Source organism: Ochrobactrum sp. BTU2, assembly GCF_024539785.1.
In the GTDB taxonomy this organism is placed as follows: Bacteria; Pseudomonadota; Alphaproteobacteria; order Rhizobiales; family Rhizobiaceae; genus Brucella; species Brucella anthropi.
Genome location: NZ_JAHWRG010000001.1, coordinates 133,467 through 149,146 on the forward strand (window position 1 = coordinate 133,467; position 15,680 = coordinate 149,146).

Consider the following 15,680-nt stretch of genomic DNA (forward strand, 5'->3'; position numbering starts at 1 on the left):
ACAAAAGTGAACAAACACCTTGGCGGCTTGCCTCGCTGCGATTAGATTGACGGCGTGACACTGAACCTGAAATCCGCCGCCGCATCTGCCGCTTTTCCCTTGCCGGACCGTTTTCTCGAATGGTTTGCGGCCAAGGGCTGGTCGCCGCGCGCGCATCAGCTTGAGCTTCTGGCCCGTGCCGAACAGGGACAGTCCACGCTTCTGATTGCGCCGACCGGTGCGGGTAAAACGCTGGCCGGGTTTCTGCCGGCGCTGGTGGACCTGGAACGAAATGGCCGTAAAAAGCCGGGTATGGCGAAGCGCGGCGTGCATACGCTTTATATCTCGCCGCTGAAGGCTCTGGCCGTCGATATTCATCGCAATCTGACGGTGCCGGTCGAGGAAATGGGTCTCGACATCTCAATCGAGACCCGGACCGGCGATACGCCTGCGCACAAACGCCAGCGGCAGAAGCTGGCGCCACCGGATATTCTACTGACGACGCCAGAGCAGCTTGCACTGTTGATCGCTTCCAAAGGCGCGGAACAATTCTTCAAGGGTTTGCGCTACGTGGTGCTGGACGAATTGCATTCGCTCGTGATTTCCAAGCGCGGGCATTTGCTGGCGCTCGGGCTGGCGCGGCTGCGCCGTCTGCAACCGCAATTGCAGACGATCGGCCTTTCCGCAACGGTGGCGGAGCCCGATGAACTGCGCCGCTGGTTGGTGGAACAGGACGGCACTGGGCCCATGGCCGGTCTTGTGACGGTGGATGGCGGTGCCAAGCCGGAAATCACGATTCTCGATTCCGATGAGCGGGTGCCATGGTCTGGCCACTCCTCGCGCTATGCGATTCCCGATATTTATGAGGCGATCCGCCAGCATCGCACGACGCTTCTGTTCGTCAATACGCGCAGTCAGGCGGAAATGCTGTTTCAGGAGCTCTGGCGGGTCAATGAGGACACGCTGCCGATTGCGCTGCATCATGGTTCGCTCGATGCCAGCCAGCGCCGCAAGGTCGAGCAAGCCATGGCTGCCAACACATTGCGGGCTGTGGTCGCGACCTCGACGCTTGATCTGGGGATCGACTGGGGTGATGTCGATCTGGTCATTCATGTCGGCGCACCGAAAGGGGCGAGCCGCCTTGCGCAGCGCATTGGCCGTGCCAATCACCGCATGGACGAGCCAAGCCGTGCCATTCTTGTGCCCGCCAATCGCTTCGAGGTGATGGAGTGCCGCGCCGCACTCGACGCCAATTATCTGGGCGCGCAGGATACGCCACCCCTGATCGACGGGGCGCTGGATGTGCTGGCGCAACACGTGCTTGGCATGGCCTGTGCCGAGCCTTTCAACGCCGATCAGCTTTATCGTGAAGTGCAGAGTGCTGCACCTTATTCGAACCTTCCGCGAGACACGTTCGACCGTATTCTGGATTTCGTGGCGACTGGCGGCTACGCGCTCAAGACCTATGAGCGGTTCGCGAAAATCCGCAAGACCGTGGACGGCACGTGGCGGGTGTCCAATCCGCGCATCGCGCAGCAATATCGGCTCAATATTGGCACGATTGTCGAAGCGCCAGAGCTGAATGTGCGGCTTACTCGTGGCGGCAAGGGTGGAAACGCGCGTGGCGGACGTGTTCTTGGTCGCATCGAAGAATACTTCCTTGAGACGTTGACGGCTGGCGACACGTTCCTGTTTGCCGGAAAGGTGCTGCGGTTTGAAGGCATCCGTGAAAACGAGTGCATCGCCTCCAATGCTGCCGGGCAGGATGCCAAAATTCCTGTCTATGCAGGCGGCAAGTTTCCGCTTTCCACCTATCTTGCCGCGCAGGTGCGCGCCATGCTTGCCGACCGCACGCGCTGGCAGTTTTTGCCGGAACAGGTGCGGGAATGGCTTGAAGTGCAGCAATGGAAATCCGTGCTGCCTGCAACGGATGAGCTGCTGATCGAAACCTTTCCGCGCGGCAATCGCTTCTACATGGTCGCCTATCCGTTCGAGGGCAGGCTGGCGCATCAAACGCTCGGCATGTTGCTGACGCGCCGTCTGGAACGCATGGGCGCGCATCCGCTTGGCTTTGTCGCTACCGATTATTCGCTGGGGCTTTGGGGCCTCAAGGATATGGGCGCGCTGATCGGCACGGGAAAGCTCAATCTCACCCGTCTGTTTGACGAGGATATGCTGGGGGACGATCTCGAAGCCTGGCTTGATGAAAGCTACCTTTTGAAACGCACTTTCCGCAATTGTGCCGTGATTTCAGGGCTTATCGAACGCCGTCATCCGGGACAGGAGAAAACAGGCCGTCAGGTTACGGTTTCCACCGACCTGATCTATGACGTGCTGCGGACCCATGAGCCGGACCACATATTGCTGCAGGCGACGCGTGCGGATGCCGCGACGGGGCTTCTGGATATCAAGCGCCTTGGCGACATGCTGGCACGCGTGAAAGGTCATCTTTTGCACAAGCCGCTCGACAGGATTTCACCGCTGGCGCTGCCTGTGATGCTCGAAATCGGACGTGAGCGTGTGGCAGGCGATGGCGAGGAAATGCTGCTTGAAGAGGCCGCAGATGATCTGATCAAAGAGGCGATGCAATGAAGACTGCGGTATGGGGCAATGGAGAGGCCTACAGTCTGGCCCATACGGAAGTGCGTGGCGTTGCAGCTGTGTGCGATCCATCCGGTGCACTGTTCCTGCCCGACCTGCATATGCTCATCGTTTCCGATCTGCATCTGGAAAAAGGTTCATCCTTTGCCCGGCGCGGCCAGCTCATCCCACCTTATGACACAGCAGCGACGCTCGATATGCTGGCGCTGGCCATCGCGCGTTATCAGCCGCGAACCGTCATCAGCCTTGGCGACAGTTTTCACGATGCAACCGCCAGCGAACGCCTGCCGTCGCTTTATGCCATCCGGCTGAAATCGCTTATGGAGCATCGGGACTGGTTCTGGATCACTGGCAATCACGATCCGGATCGCCCGGTCGACTTGCCGGGCGATTGTGTGGAGGAACTGGCAATCGGGCCGCTTACCTTCCGGCATGAACCATCGCGCAAGGCCGGGCAGGGCGAGATTGCAGGGCACCTTCACCCCGCGGCCCGCATCGTGCGACGTGGACGGTCAGTACGCCGCCCCTGTTTTGTAAGCGACGGGGAAAGGCTCATTATGCCTGCTTTCGGCGCCTATACGGGTGCGCTGAATATTCTGGATCGCGCTTTCCGAGGGCTGTTCGCTGACGAGACCCTGCGCGCCTATATGCTGGGACAGGGCAAGGTTTACCCGATTGCGCGCGGCGCGCTTTATGGGGGTTAATCCCTGCGGAACAGAATGCGTCCGAACCAGCCGGTGAAGACGGCAAGGAAAACGGCAAAAAGGCCGTAGAGAAAGCTGTTCTGGTGGGCGGCGTTGTAGATGCTCTGTTCAAAACCAGCCTTGACGATTTCGAGACTGGCATTGGCTTCACGCAAAAAAACACCGTTGCGGAACAGAAGCGCCCGAGCCTTGTGGCGCCCGACCGGCACATTGGCGGGCAGGTTCAATGTGGCGCGAAACAAGGTGCGGGAAATGAACTCCACGCCCCCGATGCGCTGCGTATAGAGGCCCTGGCGGATTTTCATTTCCCGCAGTTCGTTGCCGAATGTCGGGATATTGCCCGACAGGCTACCCGGATCTTCCGGGACGAGATAGAAGTTGCGCACGCCCACCGAAAGTTGTCGGTAGATTTTCTCTTCGGTAATGTCCTGCAGATTGCGGGTAGAGGCCAGCGAGTAGGAGAGCGGCACGCCCATGAAGGTTTCCGAATCCGAATTCACCCAGACACCGAGATAACGGTCCTTCTTGCGCACCACGAGATCGCGCGAGGGGCCTTGTAGCACGACGATGATATCGTAACGGCCTTGTCGTTGGATCATCGGATCGGCATTGTCGAGCGCGCCGAATATGGTGAGGTCAGTGCCGCCGAAATTCGATGTGATGGCGATGGTTTCGGTTGAAAGTCCGATTTCGATGGTTTCATCCGCAGGGTTTTGCAATTGCGGAACCGTGTTGCCGTTGCCGCTCGAATCGACCTGCGCCAATGCGCTTCCCGTCATTAGAAGGAACATCAATGCGGAGGAAAGCGTAAGGCTCCGCATGTCAGATATCCGCAATCGAAATGGAAAACAGATTGTCGGGCCGCACGAACAGGCCAAAGGCGAGGCGCAGGCCAACGGCAAGCACGAGAAGCGCCAGCAAAAGGCGCAACTGTTCGCCGCGCAATTTTTGGCCCGCGCGTGCGCCGTATTGCGCGCCGATAACGCCGCCAACCATCAGCAGGAAAGCAAGTACGATATCGATGGACTGGTTGGTCGTTGCCTGCAGGACGGTCGTGACTGCGGTCACAAAGGTGATCTGAAACAGCGAGGTTCCGACAACCACATTGGTCGGAACATGCAGCAGATAGATGAGCGCCGGAACCATAATGAAACCGCCGCCGACACCCATCACCGATGACAGAAGGCCGATGAAGAAGCCGATGCCGAGAACCGGAATGATGCTGACATAGATGGTGGAGGCGCGAAACCGCATCTTGAATGGCAGGCGGTGTATCCACGTATGCTGGCCGGACCGCCGCACAGCACCTGCTTGTCCCTTTTTTACGCGGCGCATGGCGCGCAGGCTTTCCACCAGCATCAGACCGCCGACAGTGCCGAGAAAAAAGACGTAGAGGATGGAAACGATGAGGTCCAACTGGCCGAGATCGCGCAGCCACGAGAACACGAAGATACCGACGAGGGAACCCAATACACCACCCGCCACGAGAAACAGGCCGAGCTTGATATCGAGCGTGCGACGTTTGAAATGCGCCAGTGCGCCGGAAACCGACGAGGCGATGACCTGATTGGCACCGGTGGCGACCGCGATTGCAGGTGGAATGTTATAAAAGATCAGAAGCGGCGTGATCAGAAAGCCGCCGCCGACGCCGAACAGTCCGGAGAGAAAACCCACGGCGGCGCCCATGCCGAGAAGAACCAGCATGTTGACCGATAATTCCGCAATGGGAAGATAAATACCCAATTCCGAACCCGGCTTTCACGAACGCATGACACACAGCTGCTTGCGGTCGCGCTTCTCCGCAAGATGTTTCACTCTACTAAAACATCTCCGGCAAAATTATGAAACTGTTCTGCGTGCGGAAATGCATGAAAACAAGTAGTTAGGCTTAACTCCACACGTGAGTTTCAGCCCGGCCACTTCTCATAATGTCTTGCTCTGTCGCCATCGCGAAGTCAAACGCCGATTGCTGATAAAGTTATCTCGCGAAACTCTATTCGAGGAAAAATGCTAGGTGTTGTTTAAGAACAACAAAAAGAGCCTTGAAGAGAGCTTAAAACAGTCATTGTTGGTATAATCCCATAGAATATATAGGAAATACATGAGCGCAATCTGGCCACGATGCACTGTCGATCAGTCGGTAGCGTTCTGTCGGTTGCTGATGACGATATTGATATCTTCTTTCGGCGTGATGACGGAATGACCAGACGATGGGTAAAACTGTGCACGGATCGAAATGTTGTCGGACATTTTACTGTCGGTCAGGCTGCCGTTCTTTATGATATAAAGATAGGGATTGGTCAGGTTTACGCTGAAGTTTCCAGCAAAGCGGCTGCTGGACTTGAAGCCAAAGCAGTTCATGCTTTCGGCATAGTAGTTGCCATTCATGACATTCCATTCTTCCATAGGGCTGGACCGTGTGAGACAGGTCTTTTTGCCGTCTGGTGTGGTGAAATTCGCATTGAACGACACGCCTATGAAGATGTTCTTCAGCTCGAAACTGCCGGATAGGACTTTGAAAATGGATTTGTACGGATGAATATCCTCGGCAGGGATAAGTTGCTTGTCGCCGGAAGAAATCTCAAAGTCGATCGCATCTCCCTGGAAGCTTTTGATGTCCTTGTCGAGCGCGAGGGGAATCTTCGCGATGATCCCGTTTTCCATGTCGTTGTTTACGTGCAAGAGCATCGTCTATCCCCTCGTTGATAGGGCTTAGATAATAAGGCTCAACGAGTCGATTCAACCTGTCACTTCTTTCAGACGCTTGTGATTGAAACGAGAAAGGGCAGCTTCTGCTGCCCTCGAAAAATCCGATTTACTTCAATGTGTTACTTGTTCTTCTCGAGAAGAAGCTGGACCAGTTGCTGGTCAACGTCGCCGGTCGGCGTCTGGCCATTCGCCTTCTGGAAGGCGGCAATTGCAGCGCGGGTCTTGCCGCCCATCAAGCCATCGGCAGTGCCGACGTCGTAGCCGTTCTTCTGGAGAATAAGCTGGATGTTACGAACAGCCTTCTTCATATCCACCGAGCCGGTGGTGAGCGGTTTGCTCTCGGTCCAAGCATCCGGGACGTCGATGGAGTTGGTTGCCTGATCGAGCGGCTTGGCCTTCCAGAGCTTGACCAAATCCTTGGCGCGTTCAAGCTGTTCCGGTTTCAATGCCTTGGCAATCTGGTCGCGCTTGTCGGCAGCATCCTTGTCACCAGCATTGGCGGCAAGCGAGAACCACTTGTAGCTTTCTTCCAGATTGACTGGCATGCCCAGTCCCTTGGCCGCAAGGATTCCGAGATTGAACTGGCTGTCCTTCACGCCGAGTTCGGCGGCATCGGTGAACCAGCGCACGGCGGAAGCATTGTCAGGGTTGCCATTGGCGCCGGTTGCGAAAAGGACGGCGAGGTTGTGCATCGCGCTGGCGTTACCCTGCTGCGCTGAAAGCTGGTACCAGGTCTTGGCCTTTTCGAGATCGCGGGCCATGCCAAGGCCCTTCTCGTTGAAGTTGCCGAGACGATATTGCGCCGGGGCAAAGCCTTGACCTGCAGAAATCTCATACCATTTCGCCGCCTTGGCAAAGTCGGCGGCAACGCCGCGACCTTCCATATAGCGATTGCCGACCTCGAAGAGCGCACGAGCATCGCCCTTGGCCGCAGCCTCGCGAAGCGCTGCCGGACCGGCTTCTTCCGGTACAGGCGGAATGGCCGCCTGAGGCTTTGCGGCAGGTTCGGCCGATGCCGCCGTTTCAACAGGCTTCACCGGATTGGCGATTGTTGCGGCAGGCTGTTCAACCTCTGTCGGTATTTCCACCGCTGCCTGCTGCTCGTTTGCTGGTTCCGGGATTTCTTCCTGCGCAACTTTCTCCGAGCGCGGCTCCGTAACCGGAGGCACTGTTGCGGGGGCGGACGGCTCGAGCGCAGGTGCCGTTTCCGACGCGATTTTTGCAGCGATTTCGTCGGCTGGCGCAGGCGTGTTGTCGGTGGCAGTGGTGTCGATCTGCGGCGGTACTGTATCGATTGCCGTTTCCACCGGCTCGTCGCGGTTGAGGAAAGCTGAGCCGATCTGCAGGCCAGCCATCGCGATCATCACAGCACCGATTGCCATCAGGATCGGCTTGCGCTGGCGCTGGATCATGTCGCCGACTGATGACTTTTTCTTACCGGTGCGCTTGGTCGCGCCCTTCTGAAGCTGTTCGGATTCTGCGGCCGCAAGCTGGGCGGCGCGCCGCGCTGCCGTGATGAAGTCCACCTTGCCGTTGGCGGCAAGGGCCAGATCGGCAGCGTCTTCGCGCTGACGGCGTTCTTCGCGCACCCGCTTCATAATCGAATTGAGGTCCGGCATGCCTTCGCCCTGAGGGCGAGGGGATGGAGTCGTTTCCAGCTCCGGTTCTTCGCGTGTGATCGGCTCGATGGCCGCAAGATCGCTTTCGAAGGCTGGCGCATCAAGCGTCGCGTCAAAAGCGCTGGCTTCGAGTGTTTCGTCGTTCTTTCCGACGGATTTGTCGGCGCGGCGACCGCGTATAGCTTTCGCGAAACCTCCGAAGAGCGATGACTTCCCGGTCAAGTCACCTGCCTGCATATCGGCGGGACCGGCTTCGCTCTGGACGGTTGCAAAAGCTGCTTCCGCTGCCGCTGCAGCCGGGGAACGCGGTGCCGACGGACGCGGCGATCCAGCGTTGGGGCTGGTGAAGGCCGGTTTTTCAGTGTCCGACGTGTCTGATTTGCCTGCCACGTCCTGCTCAAGCCTGGCCAGACGATCAACGATCTTGACCAATGTGTCGTGGACGGTCTCGAATGTCTTGCCGTTGCGCTCGTCGGAATTGCGCGCTAGGGCCTCGAGCGATTTCATGTCTTCGGCGAGTTGCCGGGCGATCACGCTGTCGCCATGTGATCCATGCTGCAGAACGCGCGCGACAGCACTTTCGGCAGCTTCGCGCGCTGCATCCAGCACTGTTTCGCGATTGGAGGCGATGGAGCGCTCGATGGAATCGAGACGCGGCTTCAATTCTGCGATCTCGGCAACGGGCTGCGCAAGATGATGGGCGATATTTGCAATCTGATCTTCGAGGCTGCGGATTGCCTTCACATCCAGTCCAGGGCCGTCATAGGTCGGCGCCTGAAGCAGACCCAGTGAAATCTGCTGCGAAAGATCGTCGAGGCGGCCTTCCAGAGTGTGGATCGCGCTGTTGTCGACATGCTGCGTGGCATATTGCGCGTCGAGACGCTCGGTCAGTTCTGCAAAGCGGCGGTCGATTTTGTCCAGAACGGAAGGATGCGGCTCCTCTACCCGGCGCTCGGCAGCTTCGAGCTTCTCGCCGATGGCTTCAAGACGTGCCTCTACAACGTGATAGTCGGACTGGTTCAGATTCTCCATGACCTTGCCAACCTGATTGGCAAGCAGGTTAATCTGGTGTGCGAGCTGGTCGATGACGCCTTCCGGTAGCGCTGAGCCGCTTGAAAGACCGTCGATGCGAGAGGAAAGTTCGCCGAGCTTGCGATAGAGCGTGTCGGAATTCTGCTGCGTTGCCGAAGTGGCGAGCTGTTCTGCGAGCTCTGCCAAACGGCTTTCGATACGCTCCAGTCGGCGCGCACTGTCCTGATCCGGGCGCTGGGCGCGGCTGGTGGCGATGATAGCGCGGCTGATTTCGTCCAGCCGCTCATCGATCTGCTGCAGACGGCTCTGATCGAGCGACGACGCGTGTTGTGGGCTGAGCGATTCCTCGATGGAATTCGCGAGCTGGCCGATGCGATCCTCGATTGCGCTCAGGCGGTTCGACTGGGGCAACGTACCGATGGCGTCGCGCACCTGCTCAAGTCGCGAGCCTATCGCATCCAACGCCGGATCGACGGCGTTGTGGCGCTGTTCGAAGGCCTCGAAACGCGCGTCGAAGCGATCCCAACGATTGTTGAGACGATGCAGTGTTTCTTCGCGCGCGAGGCTCTGGACGGTGCGATTGAGCTCTTCGAGCTGGCGGCGGAGCGCCTGCGCGTTTGCCTCACTGCTGCGTTCGGCGAGAAGGCGTACACTGTCGTTGATACGCTCGAAATCATCGCTCATCTGCTGTGAAAAGCCTTCTTCGCTTGCGGCGCGCTGAAGGCGGGTCATCTCGCGGCTGGCACGGCTGACCTCGGCGCTTGAGGCATAATGTGGCTGCGGCTCTTCATGGCTACCGCGCATCCGACGGAGATTTTCGGCAATCTCGGCGAGGCCGGTTACAGTCTCGTCCGGATGGCGAACTGGGTGACGTTCGGAACGCAGAATATCACGCACGTCCGGGGCGCTGTCGTGCTCCAGATCCATCAGGCGTTTCTCAAGGCTCGCCAGCGTGCGGTTAAGTTCTTCCATGGCAGGTGATGACGCTCGGCGCTCGCGGCGGGCATTCAAATCGTCAATAATTGATCGTGAACCTGACGCCATATCTGGATTTGCCATGATAAATTCACTTTTTCTAATGATAGAGGCCGCCGGGAGCAAATTTCACCAGCGCAACAGGCAAGAATTTGCTCTGCTTACATTTGTACAAACGTGGTAAATAACTCGTTAATATATGCGGCTAAGTGAGTGCTTTCGTGGATGCCGAATAGCATCCCATGGTTGAGCGGGCTGAATTCAGCGTGTCAAACGCGACCCGGCATGAAAAGCGGATCTATCGAATACGAAAGATGCGTGAACCGCGGCGGCAAAATGTAAATCGAAGCTACGGCACTGACAGCAATGTCAATGTGAGCTGTCATCAACAGTGGTTCCATCGCGCAATCGCGCGGTGACCGGGCGTTTCCGGGGGCGGAAACAGGGTAGGACATGAGTAAACAGGCTAACGCACCAGGGCTGGTCGCAGATTTAGCAATTGCGGATTTGCTAACCGGCGCAAGCGGGAATATGCGAAAGGAAGGTCAGTCAGGCGGTCAACTATACCGGATCGGCGATCTAGCGGAGGAGTTCGACCTGACGTTGCGCGCCTTGCGCTTCTACGAAGACAAGGGATTGCTCAATCCACGCCGCGCGGGCGTGACGCGGCTTTATGATTACAACGACCATACACGCTTGCGTCTTATCCTGTTTGGGCGGCGCATCGGCTTCACACTGAGCGAGATGGGACAGTTGATCAGCGTGTGGGAAAATGAGACCCGCGACGCTGTCGAAGTGGAGAAGCTACGCAAGCGTTTCAAGAAAAAACTGGTCGAGCTTGAGAAGAAGAAGGACGAGGTGGATCGGTCGGTTGAAGAGCTGCGAACCATCCTCGCACGAATGGGGCGACAGTCGTTTTGATTGCGGGTGTATGAAGTTTGAAAATGTGGCTGCCCCTATCTGATTGGCAGGACAGATAAAGGCAGCCTATTTGCTCGTAATAAAAAATATATATAAAAATCAACGCCTTTAGAATGCAATCTAGACCTTGACGCCATACGGGGAATGACGGAATAGCCTATCCTGTATCGGTAATATACAAGCCATTTTGCATCCTCCGTTTTTGCTCCGCATGCTGTGTTTGGTCTAATCCACCAACACAGATGTTGCTTGCAGAGCGAGAACGGGTCGCGTTTAGCAATAAGAAAGAGTTTTAAAACCTCCTGTTCGTTGAAAACAAAGCCATCTTAACTGGATTTAGATCGATCTTAAAATAGCAACTTGCTGGGTAAGATTTCTCAATCTCCATTGTCTAATTTAACTAGCGCTAAAAATTGAAATGTAATTTTCGGATAACTGAATTATCCGCAAGGAAGCTTCCGGAAGGCTTCGTTCTGGGATTCCTGAAAACTTGTATCGACTTGTGTCTCGCCAAGTGCGCTCTGGGGCGGCTTTGGACGATGAAACTACGGTTCACAATTATTCGCCGTCATCTTTTTAATTTGGGTATATGTGTGCATCCACGAATGTGCGGCCTCGGCCAGATCGAAGTCGGAGCGAACTCCGCCTGGCAGGTCCGAATGTTTCAGCCTGTTGCATGAAGTGTGCCGTGGAGTGGGAACCTCGACGCATCGACGGGGTTATTCCAGCCTTGCGACTGATGGCGCATCCAAGATGTGCCCAGAACGAACAGATGGAGCGCCGGTCTGATCCAATCAGATCGAATTCGCTCTGATGCGAAAGTGAGGCTGACAATGAAAAAAGCTCTTGTTCTGACCGTAGCGACGTTTCTCACCAGCTCCGGTTTTGCGCTGGCGCAGGATCGAGTGCTTATCGAAGTGCCTCAGACAGCACGCGATTATGTCATCGAAAATCCTTCGGACCCGGTCGTCATTGAGGGCGAAATCAGTGACGGTTATGTTCTCCCCGATACAATCGCGGTTCATCCGATCCCCGACAATCCGGGTTTCGGTTACATCTATGTCAATGGTGAACCGGTGATCCTTTCCATGCAGAACCGTCAGGTCGTCTATTATACCGAAGGGCCGAATGCTGGTCCGCTGGTGCCGAATGAAGTCGTGACCTACATCGAAACCAATCCGGTTGATCCGGTCATCATCGAAGGAGATATAGCCGAAGGCATGGTCATCCCCGAGGATGTGCCGCTGGTGGCTGTTCCGGAGCAGCCGACTTATTCCTATGTTTATGTGGAAGATCGTCCGGCTCTGATCGATACGCAGACCCGCCGCGTTGTATGGGTCAAGTAAGCCTTCAAGGGGCGATGAATAGTAGAAGGGCGGCAGAATTGCCGCCTTTCTCATGTCTCACATGTGGTCATCCGGTCTACGCAATCGGCGTGATTTTCACCGTTCAGCTCGCGTTACCGGTCAAAAATGACCGTTCACGAAGCCGCAAACTTGACCATAACACCATGCTGGCGAAAATATGCCTGCATGAGCTTCCTGCCGGAGCGATTGTTCTGCACCAGCTTGGCCGGATCGAACACAGCCTCTTTTAGGCCCGCGCGCTCAAGCGCTGCTTTCAGGGCGGCGATATGTAAATCGATGTCGACATTATCCGCCTGAAGCGATTCATAAATTCGGTCTGTCGCTTCCGCTACAGTAGGTTCGCTCACCATTATACTCCTGTTGTTGCTTGCGGGCGCTTATCACACTTTCCCTTCGACCACTATCAGGATGAAAAGCGTCTTTACATGAACATTTCCCCGTCCCGCACGAACTTGTGTAATTTTTGACGTTTACGGAAACGTCAAAGTAGGTTAGCTTCGAGCCGAAATTGACTGGACGAGCGCGAATTCCGTGATGTGGTCAGTCAAAAAAGCGGCAAAAATGGCTGTTTTCGCAGAAAATCATCCCTTTTTGTTGCAACATGCGCGCTGTCACAACGTTTTGCTATAATGTGGCATGCAGGCATGAAACGCGGTTACGGGCTCGTTCCAGCCATCGCGGAACGGCTCAGGTGGTGAATTTGGAGGATTTCTATGCCGAGCTATCGCGCGCCAGTTGAGGATACGAATTTCGTTCTCAATGACGTTCTGAATTATCAGCGCTACAACAATCTGCCGGGCTTTGCCGACGCGTCGCCCGATGTCGTCGAGGCAATCCTGTCTGAAGGTGCGAAGCTCGCCGAGGGCACCCTGTTTCCGGTCAACCAGACCGCTGATCGCGAAGGCTGCAAGCGTCATTCGGATGGTTCGGTGACGACGCCGAAAGGCTACAAGCAGGCTTACGACCTTTATCGCGAAGGCGGCTGGCTCGGCCTTGCCGTGCCGGAGCAATATGGCGGGCAGGGGCTTCCTTATCTCCTGCACACGGCTGTCGGCGAATATATGTCGTCAGCCAATATGGCGCTCACCATGTATCCGGGCCTGACGCAGGGTGCGATTGCCGCAATCCTGACCCACGGCACCGATGAGCAGAAGGACACCTATCTGCCGAAGATGGTGGAAGGCACCTGGACCGGCACGATGAACCTGACCGAGCCGCATTGCGGTACGGATCTGGGCTTGCTGCGCACCAGCGCCGCGCCGCAAAAAGACGGTTCCTACAAGATTTCCGGCCAGAAGATTTTCATCTCGGCTGGCGAACACGACATGTCCGAAAACATCATCCATCTGGTGCTGGCTCGTATCGACGGCGCGCCGGAGGGCGTGAAGGGCATTTCGCTGTTCATCGTGCCGAAGTTCATTCTTGATGAAAACGGTAATCCCGGCGAGCGTAATGGCGTGTCCTGCGGTTCCATCGAAGAAAAGATGGGTATCCACGGCAATTCCACCTGCGTCATGAATTATGACGAGGCAAAGGGTTTTTTGATCGGCGAAGCCCATAAGGGCTTGCGCGCCATGTTCACCATGATGAATGAAGCGCGTCTTGGTGTGGCTTTGCAGGGCCTTTCGATTGCCGAAACCGCATACCAGAATGCCGCCATCTATGCGCGCGAACGTATTCAGGGTCGTGCGCTTTCGGGTGCCGCGGCACCGGACAAGAAGGCCGATCCGATCATCGTGCATCCGGATATCCGCCGCAACCTCATGAATATCCGTGCTTTCAATGAAGCTGGTCGTGCGCTTATCCTATGGACGGCGCTCAACTCCGATATCGCCCATCGTGCAGGCGATGAGGCGGAACGTCAGGCAGCAGATGATCTCGTTGGTCTTTTGACGCCGGTTCTGAAAGGCGTTCTGACCGACAAGGGTTTTGAACACGCCGTCATGGCGCAGCAGGTCTTCGGTGGCCATGGCTATATCGAAGAACACGGCATGAGCCAGTATGTGCGCGATGCGCGCATCGCGATGATCTATGAAGGTGCAAACGGCATTCAGGCGCTTGATCTCGTCGGTCGCAAGCTGGCGCTTAACGGTGGCCGCGCAATCACCGCCTTCTTCAAGGAAGTGGGCGATTTCTGCGAAGCCAATCGCGAGAACGAGAAGCTTTCCTTCTTCACCAAGCATCTGAAGAAGGGTCTCAACGATCTTCAGGCCGCCACCATGTGGCTGATGCAGAATGCGATGGCCAAGCCTGATAATGCCGGTGCTGCCTCCAACGACTATATGCATCTCTTCGGACTGGTGGCGCTCGGCTTCATGTGGGCACGCATGGCCAAGATCGCGGAAGAAAAGCTTGGCAGTGGCGAAGGCAACAAGGCGTTCCTTGAAGCTAAGCTTGTTACCGCGCGCTATTATTTCGAGCGGATCATGCCGGAAAGCGCAGCACATCTCGCACGCATCCAGTCGGGCGCGGATTCGATGATGGCGCTCAACGCGGACACATTCTGAGTTAGGGATTGAGCTAAATTTCGAATTTAGCGGGAAGGAGTCAACATGGCTGAGGCTTATATTTACGATCACGTGCGCACACCGCGCGGACGTGGCAAGAAGGATGGCAGCCTGCACGAAGTGCCTGCCGTTCGTCTGGGTGCGAAAGTTCTGGAATCCCTGCGCGACCGCAACGGTATCGACACGGCAAAGGTCGATGACATTATTTTCGGCTGCGTCGACCCGGTCGGTGAAGCTGGTGCGGTCATCCCGCGGTCGTCAGCTTTTGAAGCCGGTTACGACTTCAAGGCGCCGGGCATCCAGATTTCGCGTTTCTGCGCCTCGGGCCTCGATGCGGTCAATCTGGCAGCAGCCAAGGTCGCCTTCGGTTCCGACGATCTGGTGATTGCAGGCGGCGTGGAAAGCATGTCGCGTGTCGGCATGGGCATGTCGGGCGGTGCCTGGTACATGGACCCATCGGTCGGCTTCCCCGGCTATTTCATGCCGCAGGGTGTTTCCGCCGACTTGATCGCCACGAAATATGGCTTCAGCCGCGATGACGTCGATGCCTATGCCGTCGAAAGCCAGAAGCGTGCCGCCAAGTCGTGGGAAAAGGGCTATTTCAAGAACTCGGTCATTTCGATCAAGGACCAGAATGGCCTGACCATTCTCGATCATGACGAGCATATGCGCCCGACGACCGATATGCAGGCTCTGGGCCAGCTCAATCCGTCCTTTGTGATGCCGGGCGAAATGGGCGGCTTCAATGCGGTCGGCATTCAGGCCCACCCGGAAATCGAAACCGTCAATCACGTCCACCATGCCGGTAACTCGTCGGGCATCGTCGATGGTGCGGCTGGCGTTCTGGTTGGCTCCAGGAAGGCTGGCAAGGCCTTCGACATCAAGCCGCGTGCGCGCATTCGTGCTTTTGCCAACATCGGTTCCGAACCGGCGCTCATGCTGACCGGTCCGGTCGATGTGACGGAGAAGCTTCTCAAGCAGGCGAAGATGAAAATCTCGGACATCGACCTGTTTGAGCTGAACGAAGCCTTCGCGGCCGTTGTTCTGCGCTACATGCAGGCCTTCGACATTCCGCACGACAAGATGAACGTCAATGGCGGTGCCATTGCCATGGGCCATCCGCTCGGTGCAACCGGCGCTATGATCCTCGGTACGGTGCTGGATGAACTGGAACGCCGCGATCTCAACACCGCACTGGTGACCTTGTGCATCGGTGCCGGCATGGGCACGGCGACAATCATCGAGCGCGTTTAAGGCGAGGGAGGT

General features: G+C 56.7%; 11 protein-coding genes. 6 read left to right on the plus strand and 5 right to left on the minus strand.

The features are described 5' to 3' along the window. Nucleotides 1-54: 54 nt before the first annotated feature. Complete coding sequence (locus tag KWJ32_RS00665; protein ID WP_151691142.1) at nt 55-2,571, plus strand: ligase-associated DNA damage response DEXH box helicase; 2,517 nt, start codon at nt 55-57, stop codon at nt 2,569-2,571. Further along, nucleotides 2,568-3,284: a ligase-associated DNA damage response endonuclease PdeM gene (pdeM, locus tag KWJ32_RS00670; protein ID WP_125301000.1), complete on the plus strand. Its 717-nt coding sequence runs from the start codon at nt 2,568-2,570 to the stop codon at nt 3,282-3,284. Before KWJ32_RS00665 ends, pdeM begins: the two co-directional genes overlap by 4 nt. Here the strand turns inward: pdeM and KWJ32_RS00675 are convergent. The 4 genes from KWJ32_RS00675 to KWJ32_RS00690 all read right to left on the minus strand — a co-directional run bounded on the left by KWJ32_RS00675 (nt 3,281) and on the right by KWJ32_RS00690 (nt 9,703). Beyond that, the gene (locus KWJ32_RS00675; protein ID WP_010659221.1) at nt 3,281-4,105 is read right to left on the minus strand and encodes a TIGR02186 family protein; all 825 of its coding nucleotides are present in this window, start codon (nt 4,103-4,105) and stop codon (nt 3,281-3,283) included. The genes pdeM and KWJ32_RS00675 overlap by 4 nt on opposite strands. 1 nt (nt 4,106) lies before the next feature. Next, entirely contained in the window at nt 4,107-4,988 is an 882-nt protein-coding gene (locus tag KWJ32_RS00680; RefSeq protein WP_231771606.1) for a sulfite exporter TauE/SafE family protein, read from the minus strand. Nucleotides 4,989-5,417: 429 nt separating this feature from the next. Then, nucleotides 5,418-5,972 carry a hypothetical protein gene (locus KWJ32_RS00685; protein WP_012093372.1) on the minus strand — a complete coding sequence of 185 codons (555 nt, stop codon included), beginning with the start codon at nt 5,970-5,972 and terminating at the stop codon, nt 5,418-5,420. Between the two features lie 140 nt (nt 5,973-6,112). Beyond that, nucleotides 6,113-9,703: a peptidoglycan-binding protein gene (locus KWJ32_RS00690; protein WP_012093371.1), complete on the minus strand. Its 3,591-nt coding sequence runs from the start codon at nt 9,701-9,703 to the stop codon at nt 6,113-6,115. 447 nt (nt 9,704-10,150) lie between these two features. Here KWJ32_RS00690 and KWJ32_RS00695 point away from each other — a divergent pair, with 447 nt between their 5' ends. Both KWJ32_RS00695 and KWJ32_RS00700 read left to right on the plus strand, forming a co-directional pair. Further along, the gene (locus tag KWJ32_RS00695) at nt 10,151-10,540 is read left to right on the plus strand and encodes a MerR family transcriptional regulator (RefSeq protein ID WP_231771607.1); all 390 of its coding nucleotides are present in this window, start codon (nt 10,151-10,153) and stop codon (nt 10,538-10,540) included. Nucleotides 10,541-11,373: 833 nt separating this feature from the next. Next, on the plus strand, nt 11,374-11,886 hold the full coding sequence (locus KWJ32_RS00700) for a DUF1236 domain-containing protein (protein ID WP_256885947.1): 513 nt from the start codon (nt 11,374-11,376) through the stop codon (nt 11,884-11,886). Nucleotides 11,887-12,020: 134 nt separating this feature from the next. On the opposite strand, the gene KWJ32_RS00705 is transcribed toward KWJ32_RS00700, so the two are convergent. After that, on the minus strand, nt 12,021-12,257 hold the full coding sequence (locus KWJ32_RS00705) for a hypothetical protein (RefSeq protein WP_012093368.1): 237 nt from the start codon (nt 12,255-12,257) through the stop codon (nt 12,021-12,023). A 363-nt stretch (nt 12,258-12,620) separates the two neighbouring features. On the opposite strand from KWJ32_RS00705, the gene KWJ32_RS00710 reads away from it, so the two are divergent. Together KWJ32_RS00710 and KWJ32_RS00715 are read left to right on the plus strand one after the other, a co-directional pair. Beyond that, nucleotides 12,621-14,414 carry an acyl-CoA dehydrogenase C-terminal domain-containing protein gene (locus KWJ32_RS00710; RefSeq protein WP_012093367.1) on the plus strand — a complete coding sequence of 598 codons (1,794 nt, stop codon included), beginning with the start codon at nt 12,621-12,623 and terminating at the stop codon, nt 14,412-14,414. Between the two features lie 45 nt (nt 14,415-14,459). Next, entirely contained in the window at nt 14,460-15,668 is a 1,209-nt protein-coding gene (locus KWJ32_RS00715; RefSeq protein ID WP_012093366.1) for an acetyl-CoA C-acetyltransferase, read from the plus strand. Nucleotides 15,669-15,680: the final 12 nt, after the last annotated feature.